The sequence below is a fragment of the Amycolatopsis sp. NPDC031561 genome, assembly GCF_055580625.1.
The window spans coordinates 131617-146484 of sequence record NZ_JBVILA010000007.1; the positions used below are offsets into that span (position 1 = coordinate 131617).

General features: G+C 68.2%; 16 protein-coding genes and 1 tRNA gene. 6 read left to right on the forward strand and 11 right to left on the reverse strand.

Annotated features, from left to right (window positions below; translation table 11 throughout):
- Positions 1–576 (reverse strand): sigma-70 family RNA polymerase sigma factor, encoded by a 576-nt coding sequence (locus ACZ5IK_RS17405; RefSeq protein ID WP_465488603.1) that lies wholly within the window; start codon positions 574–576, stop codon positions 1–3.
- 677 nt (positions 577–1253) lie between these two features.
- Here ACZ5IK_RS17405 and ACZ5IK_RS17410 point away from each other — a divergent pair.
- Positions 1254–2654, forward strand: a complete 1401-nt coding sequence (locus tag ACZ5IK_RS17410; RefSeq protein ID WP_465488604.1) for an amino acid permease — start codon at positions 1254–1256, stop codon at positions 2652–2654.
- Positions 2655–3062: 408 nt separating this feature from the next.
- Entirely contained in the window at positions 3063–3980 is a 918-nt protein-coding gene (locus tag ACZ5IK_RS17415; RefSeq protein ID WP_465488605.1) for a hypothetical protein, read from the forward strand.
- A gap of 34 nt (positions 3981–4014) precedes the next feature.
- On the opposite strand, the gene ACZ5IK_RS17420 is transcribed toward ACZ5IK_RS17415, so the two are convergent.
- Positions 4015–4500 (reverse strand): DUF488 family protein, N3 subclade, encoded by a 486-nt coding sequence (locus tag ACZ5IK_RS17420; RefSeq protein WP_465488606.1) that lies wholly within the window; start codon positions 4498–4500, stop codon positions 4015–4017.
- Between the two features lie 25 nt (positions 4501–4525).
- Positions 4526–4864 (reverse strand): YybH family protein, encoded by a 339-nt coding sequence (locus tag ACZ5IK_RS17425; RefSeq protein ID WP_465488745.1) that lies wholly within the window; start codon positions 4862–4864, stop codon positions 4526–4528.
- A 76-nt stretch (positions 4865–4940) separates the two neighbouring features.
- Between ACZ5IK_RS17425 and ACZ5IK_RS17430 the strand changes: the two genes are divergently transcribed.
- Positions 4941–5924 carry a helix-turn-helix transcriptional regulator gene (locus tag ACZ5IK_RS17430; protein WP_465488607.1) on the forward strand — a complete coding sequence of 328 codons (984 nt, stop codon included), beginning with the start codon at positions 4941–4943 and terminating at the stop codon, positions 5922–5924.
- A gap of 55 nt (positions 5925–5979) precedes the next feature.
- On the opposite strand, the gene ACZ5IK_RS17435 is transcribed toward ACZ5IK_RS17430, so the two are convergent.
- The 3 genes from ACZ5IK_RS17435 to ACZ5IK_RS17445 form a co-directional block, all read right to left on the reverse strand.
- A complete protein-coding gene (locus ACZ5IK_RS17435) occupies positions 5980–6399 on the reverse strand; it encodes a histone-like nucleoid-structuring protein Lsr2 (protein ID WP_465488608.1) in 420 nt (139 codons plus the stop codon).
- Between the two features lie 149 nt (positions 6400–6548).
- Positions 6549–7025, reverse strand: coding sequence for a pyridoxamine 5'-phosphate oxidase family protein (locus tag ACZ5IK_RS17440; RefSeq protein ID WP_465488609.1), 477 nt, complete (start codon positions 7023–7025; stop codon positions 6549–6551).
- Positions 7022–7897 (reverse strand): NAD(P)-dependent oxidoreductase, encoded by an 876-nt coding sequence (locus ACZ5IK_RS17445; RefSeq protein WP_465488610.1) that lies wholly within the window; start codon positions 7895–7897, stop codon positions 7022–7024. Before ACZ5IK_RS17445 ends, ACZ5IK_RS17440 begins: the two co-directional genes overlap by 4 nt.
- Positions 7898–7980: 83 nt before the next feature.
- Here ACZ5IK_RS17445 and ACZ5IK_RS17450 point away from each other — a divergent pair, with 83 nt between their 5' ends.
- On the forward strand, positions 7981–8982 hold the full coding sequence (locus tag ACZ5IK_RS17450) for a GlxA family transcriptional regulator (RefSeq protein ID WP_410604271.1): 1002 nt from the start codon (positions 7981–7983) through the stop codon (positions 8980–8982).
- 534 nt (positions 8983–9516) lie between these two features.
- Here ACZ5IK_RS17450 and ACZ5IK_RS17455 read toward each other — a convergent pair.
- Positions 9517–9589: transfer RNA gene (locus ACZ5IK_RS17455), tRNA-Asn, on the reverse strand.
- Positions 9590–9701: 112 nt separating this feature from the next.
- On the opposite strand from ACZ5IK_RS17455, the gene ACZ5IK_RS17460 reads away from it, so the two are divergent.
- The gene (locus ACZ5IK_RS17460) at positions 9702–9935 is read left to right on the forward strand and encodes a hypothetical protein (protein WP_233224131.1); all 234 of its coding nucleotides are present in this window, start codon (positions 9702–9704) and stop codon (positions 9933–9935) included.
- Positions 9936–10014: 79 nt separating this feature from the next.
- Here ACZ5IK_RS17460 and ACZ5IK_RS17465 read toward each other — a convergent pair whose 3' ends face one another.
- Genes ACZ5IK_RS17465 through dnaG form a run of 3 tightly spaced genes read right to left on the reverse strand, consistent with a single transcriptional unit; the run spans position 10015 to position 13229 of the window.
- Entirely contained in the window at positions 10015–10779 is a 765-nt protein-coding gene (locus ACZ5IK_RS17465) for a trans-aconitate 2-methyltransferase (protein WP_465488611.1), read from the reverse strand.
- A 33-nt stretch (positions 10780–10812) separates the two neighbouring features.
- On the reverse strand, positions 10813–11325 hold the full coding sequence (locus ACZ5IK_RS17470; RefSeq protein WP_465488612.1) for a hypothetical protein: 513 nt from the start codon (positions 11323–11325) through the stop codon (positions 10813–10815).
- A gap of 2 nt (positions 11326–11327) precedes the next feature.
- Complete coding sequence (gene dnaG, locus ACZ5IK_RS17475; RefSeq protein ID WP_101606107.1) at positions 11328–13229, reverse strand: DNA primase; 1902 nt, start codon at positions 13227–13229, stop codon at positions 11328–11330.
- Positions 13230–13347: 118 nt separating this feature from the next.
- Between dnaG and ACZ5IK_RS17480 the strand changes: the two genes are divergently transcribed.
- Positions 13348–14286, forward strand: a complete 939-nt coding sequence (locus tag ACZ5IK_RS17480) for a sigma-70 family RNA polymerase sigma factor (RefSeq protein ID WP_465488613.1) — start codon at positions 13348–13350, stop codon at positions 14284–14286.
- Here the strand turns inward: ACZ5IK_RS17480 and ACZ5IK_RS17485 are convergent, their stop codons facing one another.
- Complete coding sequence (locus ACZ5IK_RS17485) at positions 14287–14853, reverse strand: carboxymuconolactone decarboxylase family protein (RefSeq protein ID WP_465488614.1); 567 nt, start codon at positions 14851–14853, stop codon at positions 14287–14289.
- Positions 14854–14868: the final 15 nt, after the last annotated feature.

The window sequence follows — 14868 nt, forward strand, 5'->3', positions numbered from 1 at the left end:
TCACCATCCGGCGGCCGTGACACCGCTGCAGGCCAGCACCTCCGTCATCGCGATCCTCGCGTGGTGCACCCGCGATTTGACCGTGCCGACCGGCACCCCGATGCTCACGGCCGCGCGCTGCCGCGTGCGGTCGTGCCGGTAGACCTGTTCGAGGGCTTCACGCTGCATCGGCGTCAGCTGGGCCAGCCCTTCTTCGACGACGCAGCGTTCTACGACCTCGTCGGCGAAGTCGGTACCGCCCGGCAGCAGATCGAAGTCGTCGTCGCCGAACACCACCGGGCGGGCGTTGTCGCGGCGGGACCAGTCCACGATGAGGTTGCGGGCGACCGTGAACAGCCAGGCGCGGACCGAACCGCCCTTCCCGGCGAGGGTCTCGCTGTTCCGCCAGGCCCGGAACAGGCATTCCTGCACGATGTCCTCCGCCCGGTGCGGGTCGGTGGGCAGCAGGCGGCGGGTGAACCGCAGCAGATGCTCCCGGTGCTCGGTGTGCAAGGACGCGAGGAAGACGTCGCCGTCGGCAGGCGACGGTGCCCGGTCCGCCAGCGCGGTCACCCGGGTGACACGGTTGCTCGCCACGCTGACCTCCCTGTGATCGACGGCTTTTGCTCGGCTCAATTCCACCTTCCGGCCCGCGCGGCGACCATGAGGAAGGACCGGCAGAAGTGACGGCAGGGGGTTCTTCCGGTCGCGCCTGTTCGCTGGTCCGTCGAGCAGCTTTCTCCAGGGAATGCCTTGGTACCAAAGGGTTTCGCTTGATCGGCGTTCCGGCTGGACAGCAAGACCTTTCTGGGCTGCGGTGAAAGCCTGCTGCTGTCAGGCGTCGGTACAGGGGGTCGTGAGTGGCGATTCGTGTTCTAACCCGAAACGCCACTCACGACCAACCCGACCCACGCGTTCCGGCGCTGCCCTGCACACCTGAAGTACGTGATGGCCCCCTTCCTTGCGTCTAGCGCAGTGAAGGGGTCCTTCACGTACTTGGTAAGGGGTGAGGTCACGGGTGTCCCGAAGGCCACCTTCAGGACGCTCAACGTCTCAAAGGTGGCCTTCAGGACACTAAGCACCTCTCGCTCACAGCCCACCCGACCGACCCGTGACCACACGTCGAACGCGGCCGCCAGTCGCGAGCAGACCCAGACACACCCAGATCCAATAGGCACTCCTGGTTCTAACCCGAAACGCCACTCACGACCCTTCACGGACTCTCAGTTGATCTCCTGTGCCGGTCCCGCGAGCCGGGAGATACGGTCGTCGGCATGAATCTGCGAGCCGCGGTGGTGCGGCGGAAACCTGTCGCCGACCTGATCGCCGAAAGTGATCACGGCACGCTGAAGCGCTCCCTCGGCCTCGGGCAGCTGACCATGCTCAGCATCGGCGCGACGCTGGGCAGCGGCATCTTCGTCGTGCTCGGCGAGGCCGTGCCGGTGGCGGGTCCCGCGGTCGTGCTGTCGTTCGTGCTCGCCGGGATCACCGCGCTGTTCTCGGCGCTTTCCTACGCCGAACTCGCCGGCATGATCCCTCTGTCCGGTTCGTCCTATTCCTACGCCTACGCCACCCTCGGCGAGCTGGTCGCCTGGGTCTGCGGCTGGTGCCTGGTGCTCGAATACGGCGTCTCGGTGGCGTCGGTCGCCGTGGGCTGGGGGCAGTACCTCAACGAACTGCTGCGGCTGGCCTTCGGGTTCGCCATCCCGGACGCGTTCAGCCAGCCCCCGGGTTCGGGCGGGATCGTCAACGTCCCGGCCATCGTCGTCGTGCTGCTCGCGATGTTCCTGTTGCTGTCCGGCGCGAAGGAGAGCGCGCGGGCCAACGCGATCATGGTCGTGATCAAGATCGGCACGCTGGTGCTGTTCTGCGCGATCGCGTTCTCCGCCGTGCGGGCGGCGAACTTCACGCCGTTCCTGCCGCTCGGCCTGGCCGGACTGAGCGCCGGGGCCGCCAAACTGTTCTTCTCCTACATCGGCTTCGACGCGGCGTCGACGGCGGGCGAAGAGGCGAAGAACCCGCAGCGTGACCTGCCGCGGGCGATTTTGCTCTCGCTCGCGATCGTCACCGTGCTGTACTGCCTCGTCGCCGTGGCCGCGGTCGGCGCACTGCCGTGGCAGCGGTTCGACGGCCAGGAAGCCGCGCTCTCGCACGTGCTCGGCGCCGTGTCCGGCAACCCGCTGTGGGCCGCGCTGCTCGCGGTCGGCGCGATCGTGGCGATCTCCAGTGTCGTGCTGACCGTCCTCTACGGACAGACGCGCATCCTGTTCTCCATGTCCCGGGACGGACTGGTCCCGGCCGCTCTGTCCAAAGTGGATCCCAGGTCCGGCACGCCGCGGATCAACACGCTGGTGGTCTCCGGCTTCGTCGCGACGCTGGCCGCGTTCATCCCGCTCGGGAAGCTGGCCGACGCCACCAGTATCGGCACCCTTTTCGCCTTCGGGCTGGTGAACGTCGCCGTCGTGCTGCTGCGACGGCGGCAACCGGAGGCGCCGCGCTCGTTCCGCGTGCCGTTCGCCCCGGTCACGCCCATCCTCGGGGTGCTGTGCTGCGGCTACATGATGCTCAGCCTCGACGGCGCGACCTGGATCGTCTTCGGCGGCTGGATGGCGCTGGGCCTGCTCATCTACTTCGGCTACAGCATGCGCAGGTCCCGATTGGCGCGAACATCTTGAGGGGAAGGGCAAACGTGGCGTGCTCGTGCTGTTTCGGTGTCGGTCGCGACACCGTTGTCCTGGGTGACCTTTGCTGGCCGAGCTGAAGGTGCGGACCGTGGTGCCGCGAAAGCCACTTTCGCGACATCACATGTCCCGAAAGTGGCTTTCGCGACACGGCCACTCGGCATCAGACGCGGCGAAGGACGCCATCACCCCATCGCCAACCTCGCCCACGAACACGCCACCTTTGACTTACCTCTACATAAAACCCTTCCGCCATTCGCCGCCATAATTCCTGGGCTGTCCAGCCGCAGTCTGAGCTAGATCATTGAAGTGACGGTGACGCGTAGGGGACACTCCCTCCCGACCCACGGAAAATCCCTACCGTGAACCGAGGTCCTCATGCGTCGAAAATATCCCATCCCCGTGCTGACCGTATGCCTCGCACTGTCCCTCACCTCGATTCCGGCGACCGCCGCGGCCCAAGAAGCCGGTACGGCGGGCGTCCGCGCCCCCTTCTGCTACGAAGAACCCGTACAGCCGAAGGCCGACGTCAGTGACATCAAAGCCGGTTTCCAGTCTTCGAAATGGCTGCAAACGATCCAAGCCGTGTACAAACGACGATGGCCCAGCGGCGAAGGCCTGGCGATCGCTCAAGCGAAGGACAAGTATTTCAGCCAGTTCGTCACCAAAACCAGCTTCAACGGGCTCGCCGAATCCCTGATGGTGGCGATCCACGAAGAGACCCACATGTGGGATCTGGATCCTTCCAGAACCTCTTGGGACGTGTACATGTCCGCGTGGATCAACAATTCCCGCAAGGCGATGAAGGTCCCGCTCCACGGCGGATTCCCCCGGCGCGAAATACTGCCGCTGATCACGGACAAGCTCACCGACTCGATGGACGGCATCTACCTGCGCGACCAGCAGCAAGGGTCGTATCGCATGCAGGGAGTCATGGCGGAACTCAACGCCGGGCTCATGGGACTGCCCGCGGCGACGGTGGTCGCCGAGTACATCCAGGGTGTGGGAGCCAGCAACTCCAGGGACATCGTCGCCACCAACATCCGGTATCTCCTGCTCTATCTGCGCGTCGCCAAAGCCAAATACCCCGATTACTGGGCCAAGGCCAAGGCCCAGCCCGAACTGCGTGAACTGGTACTCGTCGAGTTTCTCCGCGCGGCGTACTGGCTCGATCAATCCGCGCCTTACGCGAGCAAACTCGGCAGCACGGACGTGGACAAGATCGTCGCCAAGAACTACGCCCCGGAAAACCTCGCGATACTCGAGGAATTCACCGGAGCCAAGGTGAACACGAGTTCGCCGAAGAACTGCTCCACCTGACCTAGCCGACGGCTTGCCGGTGACGGGCACCCCCTCAGCCAGGGCGTAAGTCCGTGACCGGCAAGTCGTTCTCGGCGTGCAAACGCGCTGCCACAAGAGAACGGTGGCACGCTTCAGGATCACGCTCGACGCAGAGGAGCGCGGTCACCGAGCGGCCCGGCAACCCGGCCACGAGCGGACCGAGCTCGAACGGGTCGAGGATTTCGCGGGTGTAGCGCTCGGTGTACTCGGGCGCCAGCGCGACACGGTTCCGCTTGCCCACGCCCAGACGGTCGTCCTCGCGGTACTGGAGCCGCCGCAGTTCGGTCGTCGGCGCCAGCTCCTTCACGTGCCGGTAGCCGATGTCCGCCGCGGCGAGCGCACGCTGGAGCCGCACCGAGTTCGCCCACGAGTAGTCGGGACCCCGGACGCCGCGGCGCTGGCGGAGGTCGAGCAGTGACACCACTCCCTCGCCGGTGAGTTTCTCGACGAAGGCGCCGGCCGTGAAGCCGTAGACGCCGATCGTCACGATCCTTCTCACTGTCCGACCTCCGCCTGTCATCCCGCTACGGCAGGAGGAACGGCTGGTCGACGGCCCACAGCCACGACCCGTCCTGCTGACGACGGGCGACCTCGACGGCGAGCTCCCCGGTGGTCAGCGTCGACACCGTGAGTGCCAGGTCGCCGCTCACCAGCGCCGGATGCTGCCTGCCCGGCTCGAGCACCGGCGCGGCCGCGACGAACTGCTCGTACACCTTGCGGATCTCCGCGTGCCCGGTCGCCACGCTGCCCGGCGGAAACGCGAGCACCGCCTCCGGCTCGTACAACGCCACCAGCCCATCGACATCGCCCGCGTTGCCGCGTTCGATGAAGAACCTGCCCAGATCGTTCGGCTCAGTGGCCACAGTCTTGCTTGTCATGCGGATGAGCCTCGCAGCGAATCACGACATCCTGTGTCGTGTATTCCGCTAGGCTTTTCGCATGCGCGCCGACCGGTTGGTCTCGCTGGTGTTGCTGCTGCGCCACCGCGGCCGGTTGTCCGCGGCCACGCTCGCCCGCGAGCTGGAAGTATCCACTCGCACCGTGCTGCGCGACATCGAGGCACTCTCCGCGGCCGGTGTCCCGGTCTACGCCGAACGCGGCAGGCACGGCGGTTTCGCGCTGTTGCCCGGTTTCCAGACAGAACTCACCGGGCTGAACCACGACGAGGCGCTCGCGCTGCTGGTCGCCGGATCACGACGCGGCGCACAGGTGTTCGGCCTCGGTTCGGCGCTCGCTTCCGCCATGCTCAAGGTGGTCGACGCGCTGCCCGAAGGCCAGCGGCACACCGCGGCGGGCGCGGCCCAGCGGTTGCTCATCGACCCGGAGACCGATCTGCTCTCGCGCCGGGTGGCGGGCGAAGAACTTCCCGACACCATCGTGGCCGAGGTCCGGCGCGCGGTGTTCGCCGGGCACAAGCTGCGGATCCGCTACGCGGCGGCGGGCAAGCCGCCCGAGTGGCGCACGGTGGACCCGATCGGCCTGGTCACCGTTCGCGAGCAGGGGTATCTGCTGGCCACGAGATCTGGTGAAGACCGCACGTACCGGCTGTCCCGGCTGGTGGCGGCCGAGGAACTCCCCGAACCCGCGCAACGACCGGAACTGGTCAACCTGGACCGCGCCTGGCAGGAACGCAGCACGCGTTTCCGGACCGGCGGCGATCAGATCGCCGTCCGGCTGAGGGTGCATCCGAGACGGCGGGAGGAGCTGGTAGGCACCGCGCTCGCCGTCCAGTCCGAGGAAACGGACGCGGACGGCTGGCTGCGTATGGAAGTGACCTTCCAGGATTCACGACATGCCGAGTGGGCGCTGTGGCAGCTCGCCACGAACGCGGAAGCCCTGGCCCCGCAGTCGTTGCGCACGTCCCTGCGCGATCGCGCCGCCGCGATCATCACCGGCTACGGAGGGCCTCCCGAGGCGGAGTGACCACCTGTCCGTTTGTGGTGGTCACTCACGCGACCACCACAAACGAACCAGCGGCTTACTTCTTCCGGGGCGAACGCTTGCGCGCGGGCTTGGCCGGCTCGTCCTCGACGAGCTCCGGCTCCGCGGCGTCGAAGGCCTCGTAGATCTCGTTCGGGATCCGGCCACGCTCGGCGATCGAGTAGCCGTTCTCGCCTGCCCAGGCCCGCACGGCCTGGTTGCGCTCGCGGTCGACCGGCTTCTTCACACCGTCGGCGAGACCCGCAACCGTGGTCTGCCCGGCCGCGACCTTGACCCGGCGCCCGCCGACGCGTTTGCCCGCCTCGACGTACTGCGCGAGCTCCCCGCGCAGTGCCTCGGCGTTCGAGTCCGACAGGTCGATCTCGTACGAGACACCATCGAGTGCGAAGGGAACGGTCTGTGTCGCGGTCCCACCATCCAGGTCGTCCACGATCTGGACGACGACTTTCTGAGCCATGAAGAGCCTTTCACCAGGTCAAGCGGTAGATCATCCGCATGAGCGATGCTGGGGAGCGTAACCGGCCTTCACGGGATCGGCGGGCTGACACCCGCCGGTGTCACGAGACGTGACACACCACGCAAGAAAACGGACAACTCACGGGCGGATCAGTCCGCCCGCCAGATCCGGCTGCGGAGATCGGCGCCGCGGATCACCTGGATCCGCCATGGGGTCAGGCGCAGCACGTGCAGCTTCGGATCCGACGGGGCCGTCCAGAAGTTGCCGAGTGGATAACCCGCGCCGCGCGGGCTGGTCCTGCGGTACAGGTCCCACACGTGTTCCTTGACCGGGAGCTCGTTGTCCCAGACTGCGGTCGCGTCCACCGCCACCGAGTTGTTCCCCGGTGCCCAGTAAGAGAAATTGGTGTGCGGGTTGCCCTCGAGATGGGCCGCCTTGACCGGGGTCCGGTAGGTGGCCAGCCAGCCGAGCGGCCGGCCGTCGACCTTCTCCCACACCGGGATGAGGACCCGGGTCCGCGGGCGGTTCTCGGCGTCGACGGTCACCATCGTGGCGTAATTGATCGCTCCGACATAGGTGTCGAACTCGGCTTCCAGTTCGCCGAAGTCGCGGGTCGTCGTGCTCACGCGGCGCTCCGGAAGGACTCGACGGCGCGCGAGAGGCTGGCCGCGCCGTGCCCTTCGGCGATTTGCCGGTCGATCAGTTCCTTGATCGGGAGCAGCGTGCCCGCCGGGACGCCCAGTTCCTGGCTGGCGCGGACGATCGTGGCCAGCCCCGCCTGGTTCATGGCCAAACTGGACTCGCCGCCGGTGTATCCGCCGCCGTCGATCTCCTCGGCGAAAGTGGACAGTGCCGGGAACGAATCCGCCAGCCAGGACAACAGCATCGGCGTCAGCTCGGTGGCACGCACCCCGGCGGCCGAGGCCATCGCCGTGGCGTGCAGGAAACCGCCGATCATGCCGTACATCCCGGCGAGGATGGCGACGTCGTACCCCGAGGCGAGACCGGCGTCCGCGCCGAGGAAAGTGCCCTTCCCCGCCAGCTCCAGCCGGGTCTGCCAACGCCGGTGGACGGCCTCCGAACCGCTGTAGCTGATCGACGATTCGGTGGTGCCGATCGTTTGAGGCACCGCGTAAACGGCTCCGTGGAGATACTCGGCCCCGTGTTCGGCCGCCCACGCGGCCAGCTCGCGCGCGTCCTCCGGCCCGCCGGAGGTGACGTTGACCAGCGCTCGTCCGGCGACAGCGCCGGCCGCATCGGCGAGGACCTGCCGGGCGACGGTGGAATCCAGCAGCGCGACGATCACGAGGTCGCCGTCCGCGATCGCCTCCGCGGCCGTGGCCGCCGACTTCGCCCCGGCCGCGACGAGCGCGTCCGCCTTGTCCGCGCTGCGGTTCCAGACGGTCGTGGGATGGCCGTGGCGAAGGAAGGTCTCGGCCAGCGCACGGCCCAGATTGCCGAGGCCGATGATGGTGACGCGTTCAGGTGTTGTGCTCATGTGCCCAGCCTCGCGACGCCGGCTTTCCGCTACCAGTGACACAGATGACCGGAAGCACCAAATTCGTGCCATAGGATGAGGTCATGAGCGCTGGTTCGGTCGCCCTGGTCGTCCCCGAGGAGATCGGGATCGCCTTCTGGGACCTGTACGAGGTGAGCATCCCCGCCACCGTTTTCGGGATGCCCCAGCCCGATCTGGCCGACCCCTGGTACGACCTGCGGTTGTGCGGAACCGGGGACCGGGCGGTGGAAGCCGCCCCGGGCTTCGCGTTGCGCACCCCGTACCGGCTGGACGACATCGTGGGTGCCGAAACGGTCATCGTGTCGTCGGTACCGGACGACGTACTCAGCGACGGCGCACCGGTCTCGCCCGAGCTGATCTCCGCACTACGCCGCGCCCACGACGCGGGCGCCCGGATGGTTTCCCTGTGCTCCGGCGCCTTCGCGCTCGCCGAGGCCGGACTGCTCGACGGCCGCCGCGCGACCTCGCACTGGATGCACACCGCCCAGCTGGCCGAACGCTTCCCCGAGGTCGAAGTCGACGACTCCGTGCTCTACGTGGACGACGGCGACGTGCTCACCAGCGCCGGGATGACCGCCGGTCTGGACCTGTGCCTGCACCTGGTCCGCCGCGATCTCGGGGCGCATGTGGCGAACCAGCTGGCCCGCCGGATGGTCGTGCCCGCGCACCGGCCGGGCGGGCAGGCCCAGTTCATCGATCTGTCCGTCCCCGCCACCGACGATCAAGGACTGGCGCCGGTTCTCGACTGGGCCCGGGCGAACCTCGACCGGCCGTTCACGATCGAAGATCTCGCACGGCGCGCCATGATGAGCCGCCGGACCTTCTACCGGCGCCTCCAGCAGGCCACCGGTACGACACCGCTCCAATGGCTGCTCTCCCAGCGGCTTTCCCAGGCACAGAGCCTTTTGGAATCGACGGACTTCCCGGTGGAGAAGATCGCGGAACTCAGCGGTCTCGGCACAGCGAACAACCTGCGCCACCATTTCCTCAAGCAGGTCGGGGTCTCGCCGGGCGCCTACCGGAACGCCTTCCCGCGACAGCCCCGATTGACCGCCGCCGGGTGATCACCACGTCCTGAGGTATGCAATGACAAGAGCGGCCGCGTCTCCGGGGTAGTGACCCGACTCGTGGTCAGGCGAAGGGTTGTTCTGGCCCTCGATGTGCCACACGGTTCGGGCTGGTCGTCGGGCGAGGCGAGCCGGTGCACGCCATCGATCTCCAAGAGGTCGTGCAGAGGACCGAACTGGCCGGTGATGTCCGACGCGATCCAGAAAGTGAAATGTTTCCCCGGTGGCACCGTGTCGTCCTCGTACTCGGTGACGCTGACGGCGTGGATTCTGCAGTCGTGCCAGCCCATGACCGGAAAATCCGCGTCGGTCCAGATGGCCTTGGCCAACCGAAGCGCCAGGAGGATGATCTGGCATCGCCCGGCGCTCTCCGGCGACGAACCGCACCCCGCTGCCCGCAGCGCCGCCACAGCCCGTGGTCTTCATCGCGCGGTGCAACAAACAAACACTGGACGAGCGTCGAAAACGACACTAAATCGCCTCACGTACCCCGGACACGAAGAAGCCCAGGCCACCTGGCCTGGGCTTGTGCTCCCCCGCTTGGACTCGAACCAAGAACCCTCCGGTTAACAGCCGAATGCTCTGCCAGTTGAGCTACAGGGGATTGTGCTCCGCACCGGCCGGATCGCTCCGACCGATGAGAGAACTTTAGCCCATGCCCTCCGGGCGCCGCACACCCACCCCCACTTTCGGCGGCGACTCGTCAAGCTCGCGTTTTGAGGGACAATGACAGCCGGAGCAAGATCGAACGGGAGGCGTGGACTCGGATGAAGATGTTCCTGCTGGGTGCGGCCGCGGGCTACGTGTTGGGCGCGAAGGCCGGCCGGGGACGGTACGAGCAGATCGTGCGGACCTACCGCAAGATCGCTGACCACCCCATGGTGCAGGGCGCCGCCGGGGTCGCTCGCGCCAAGGTCGGTGAGACGTTCGGGCGGTCTTCGCAGCGCTAAATCGGACTGAAGGGGCCCTTCGCCGCATGTGACGCGGCGAAGGGCCCCTTCACCGCGTCTGACGAGGGGAAAGGGCCCTTCAGCCCACGACGGCGACCACGAAGACCCGCCGGAACTCGAACCAGGTGGTCCCGTCGGGGCGCGGCGGGTAGGCCTCGTCCAGCTTGCGGGCGATCTGCGCGCGGAAGTGGTCCCAGTCGTCCCCGGGGAGGGCCTCCTTGACCGGCCGCAGCGAGGTGCCCGTGATCCATTCGAGCACGGCGTCCTCGCCGGTCAGGCGCTGCAGATACGTCGTCTTCCAGGCGTCGACGGCGCACCCCGCGTCGGCGAGCAGGTTCCCGTAGCCGAGCGGGCTGTCGACGGCCTCGTTCTCCCTCAGGACGACGTCGGCGAGACGCGGAGCCCACTCCTCGGTCCGCGCGAGGGCGCGGACCAGGGCGTGCGAGGGGGCGTCGAAGTTGCCGGGGACCTGGAACGCGAGCGTCGCCCCGGACGGCAGGCGGTCCACCCAGCGCCGGAGCAGGACGCGGTGCTCGGGGACCCACTGGAGCACCGCGTTCGAGATGACCACGTCGGTGTCCGGTTCGGGCACCCAGTCGTTGACGTCCAGCACCCGCGCGTCGACGCCCCGCGAGCGCGCGGCCTCGACCATTTCGGGGGAACTGTCGCTCGCCTCGATGATCGCGTCCGGCCAGCGTTCCGCCAGGCCTGCGGTCAGATTCCCGGGCCCGCAGCCGAGGTCGGCGACCCGGCGGGGCTTCTCGGCCGGTATCCGCGCGATGAGGTCGTGAAACGGCCTGGCCCGCAGGTCGGCGTAGTCGAGGTACTTGACCGGATCCCACATGGCGCCTCCCAGCGATACAGTACGAGCGTACTGCTAGCCGCGGGGCTTGGCCAGTTTCTCCGCCGCTTCCTCGGCGATCGCCTTGATCACGTCGACGTCGGTGCCCGGATCGGGCCGCACCTGCAGCACCGTGCCGTCCTGGCCGGGGATCTTGCGCTCGACGAACCACGCTCCCCCGGTCCCGAGGTCCTTGCGGTGCCGCTCCCGGACAGAGCCGTCGACACGCTGCCGGATCAGGATCGGGACCTTGCCCGGCCGGGCAAGCTTGAACCGCACAGGGGCCTTGTCGGCCAGCAGTACGGCCTTTCCCGCCGTCTCGGTCTCCTCGGATTCGGTGAGCGTGAGCACGCCGTCGGACCACGCCGCCTTGCCGACCAGATGCCAGCCGACCCGGCGCGGGCCGGGGACCCACAGGCCGAGCGCCGTGACGAGCAGGTACCCGCCGCCCTCGACCGCCGCGCTCCCGACGACGTGCTCGCCGTCGTCCAGCGAACCGTCGAAGTCCGCGGGGACACGGTCACCCAGCAGGTGACGCAGCCAGCCCATGATCAGTCCAATCCGCCGATGGCCTGTTCCTTCAGCGCCTTCCGGTACTGCTCCAGCGCGACGAGGTCGCCGAACAACGCGCGATAGTCGTCCGGTGCCTCGACCGGGGAAAGCCGCTGGAGTTTCGACTTGATCTCGTTGATCTGACGGCCGATCAGGCTTTCCTGCACCGCCGCGAACTGCGCGGAGATGTAGCGCGAGTCGACCTCGCCCTTGGCGCGCAACGGTTCCACCGAAAGCTCGCTGAGCACCCGCCGCACCGTCCCCTGTGGACAGTGCGGGGCGGCCGCGTCGAGCAGGGCGGGCCCGGTCAGCCCGGAACCCGCTCCTCCGGCGGCCAGCAGTGCCTTGTGGACGGCGACGTAAACCGGATGGGTGAACGCTTCCTCGGGGAGCGAGTCGTACTCCGCCCCGGCGAGCATCGGCTGCTGCAGGGCCGCCTTGAGCGCTTCACGCTGCGCGATGAACCGCGGATCGCCGGGAGCGGGCCTCGGCAGGTCCTCCTCCGCGGCGGCCGCGGTGGCCGCCGGGGCGTTCCGGCGGGTGTCGACGGCGGTGGAGCGTTTCGCCGAGGCACCCGCGCTGCCGCGGACCCGGTTCACCACCTGCGCCGCGTCCTGCCAGCCGACCCACCAGGCGAGTTTCGACGCGTAGCCGTCGCGGCTGGCCCGGTCCTTGATGCCCGCGACCATCGGGACGGTCTTCTGCAGCGCCGCGACCTGACCGTCGACGGAGTCGAGGTCGAAGGCCTTGAGCATGCTCTTGATCGCGAACTCGAACAGCGGGATCCGCCGCGCGACCAGGTCGCGCACCGCGGTGTCACCCTTGGCGAGCCGCAGTTCGCAGGGGTCCATGCCGTCGGGGGCGACCGCGATGTAGGTCTGCCCGGCGAAGGTCTGGTCGCCCTCGAAAGCCTTCAACGCCGCCTTCTGGCCCGCTTCGTCACCGTCGAAGGTGAAGATCACTTCGCCGCGGAAGGCGTCGTCGTCCATCATCAGCCGGCGAAGCACCTTCATGTGGTCCTCGCCGAACGCCGTCCCCGACGACGCGACGGCCGTCGGAACCCCGGCGGCGTGCATCGCCATCACGTCGGTGTAGCCCTCGACCACGACGACCTGGTGCCGCTTCGCGATCTCGCGTTTGGCCAGGTCGAGGCCGAACATCACCTGCGACTTCTTGTAGATCGGCGATTCCGCGGTGTTCAGGTACTTCGCCGAGACCCGGTCGTCGTCGTACAGGCGCCGCGCGCCGAACCCGACCACCTCGTTGCCGACGTCGCGGATGGGCCAGAGCAGCCGCCGGTTGAACCGGTCCATCGGCCCGCGCTGCCCTTCCTTGGCCAGTCCGGCCGTGAGCAGTTCCTTGACCTCGAACCCGCGGTTGAGCAGGTGCTTGGTGAGCTTGTCCCAGCCGGCGGGCGCGTACCCGCAACCGAACGTCTGCGCGGCGGCCGCGTCGAAACCCCGTTCGGACAGGAAGTCCCGCGCCGTGCGCGCGTCCGGCGTGAGCAGCTGCTCGGCGTAGAACTCCTGGGCGGCGCGGTGCGCTTCGATCAGCCGGGCGCGGGTGCCGCGATCCCGCTGGACACTTCCGCCGCCGCCTTCGTAGGTCAGCCGGAACCCCGCGCGATCCGCGAGCCGCTCGACGGCTTCCACGAAGGAGATCAGGTCCATCTTCTGGATGAACTTGATCACGTCGCCGCCCTCGCCACAGCCGAAGCAGTGGAAGGTGCCGTGGGTGGGGCGCACGTTGAACGACGGGGTCTTCTCGTTGTGGAACGGGCAGAGGCCCTTCAGGCTGCCGCCGCCGGCGCTGCGGAGGGCCACGTAATCGCCGATGACCTCGTCGATCCGGTTGCGCTCGCGCACCTCCGCGATGTCGCTATCCCGAATCCGTCCTGCCACGCCTCCACTCTAGGCCGTGTCCGGGCAAGGCCGGTCGATGGGCCACCGCGACCGAAACACCTTTGACCTTCCCCTCACTTGCTCTTCCTCCCGGACCGCCGTGCGGCACACTCGGGGAATGAGCACCGCGCTGGACGAACTCGCCGGGAAGTTCGCCACCCTGCGTCCCCACCTGGTGTCGGTCGCCTACCGGCTCACCGGCGCGCTGACCGACGCCGAGGACGCCGTCCAAGAGTCCTGGCTGCGGCTGAGCGGCCTCGACGAGCAACGCCGTTCGGCCATCGAGGACCACAAGGGCTGGCTGACCACCGTCGTCAGCCGGATCTGCCTGGACCGGCTGCGGTCGGCGGTGGTCCGCCGCGAGCGGTACGTGGGCGAATGGCTGCCCGAGCCGGTCCTCGGCCCCCTGGGCACGCCGCCGTCGGAAGACCCGCTGACCATCGCCGTCCGCGACGACGGCATGCGGATGGCGGCGATGGTGGTCCTCGACCGGCTGACCCCGGAGCAGCGCGTCGCGTTCGTGCTGCACGACGCGTTTTCGGTGCCGTTCGGCGAGATCGCCGAGATCCTGGGCTGCACCGCGGAAGCCGCGCGCCAGCACGGTTCCCGCGGCCGCCGGGCGCTCGCCGACGCCGATCCGCCGCCCCGGACGGTGCTGGCCGAGCAGCAGCGGATCATCGAGCGGTTCATGACCGCGATGCTCACCGGCGACATCCAGGCGGTGGCCGAGGTCCTGCACCCGGACGTCGTCCTGGTCGGCGACGGCGGCGGCAAGGCGCGCACGGCGGTGCACACGGTCACCGGGTTCGACAAGGTCACCCGGCTGTTCCAGGGACTCCTGCGGATGTACGACCCGGCAGGGATCGAGCAGGCGAGGCTCGCGCTGGTCAACGGCGACCTCGGGCTCTACATCCCGCCGCAGGCCGCTTCGGCGGGGTACCGGGCGCTGGACGAGCACGTCAACGCGTTCGTCGTCCACGACGGGAAGATCGTCGCGATCTACGACATGGCGAACCCGGACAAGCTCACCACCGCGCGGTCCCGCGCCGGCGGCTGATCAGGGAAGCGGGATCCGGCAGGCGTCGCCCGAGGTGAATCCCTGCGCGGTGATGTCGAGCGCGCTGTTCATCCGGGCACGCATGTTCTCGAGCCCGATCTGGTAGGTCAGCTCGATGACACCCTTGCGGCCGAACTCGCGTTCCAGCCCGGCGACCTGCTCGTCGGTGACGGTCACCGGGCTCGCGGTCATCGCGTCGGCATAGGCGAGAGCGAGCCGTTCCTGCTCGGTGAAGGCGGGCGACTTCGCGTAGTCGTCGATCTTCTTCAGCCGTTCGATGTCGAGCCCCTCGTGCATCTGCAGCATGGTCCCGAAGTCGATGCACCACGCGCAGCCGAGCCGCGTCGCGACCCGGTACACGGCCAGCTCGCGCACGTTCGGCGGCAGTGCCTTGCTGGCCTTCTCGACCAGCATTTCGTGCAGCCCGCTCGCGCGAAGCAGCGCCGGGTGGTGCGCGGAGACCGCCAGCGGCTCGGGCACGGCGCCGAAGCGTTTCCCCGCGAACTTGTAGAACAGCTTCAGCATGAACCCGGCTTCGGTGGTCTTGACGGCGGGAATGCGCGGCATGGTGTCCTCCTTGGT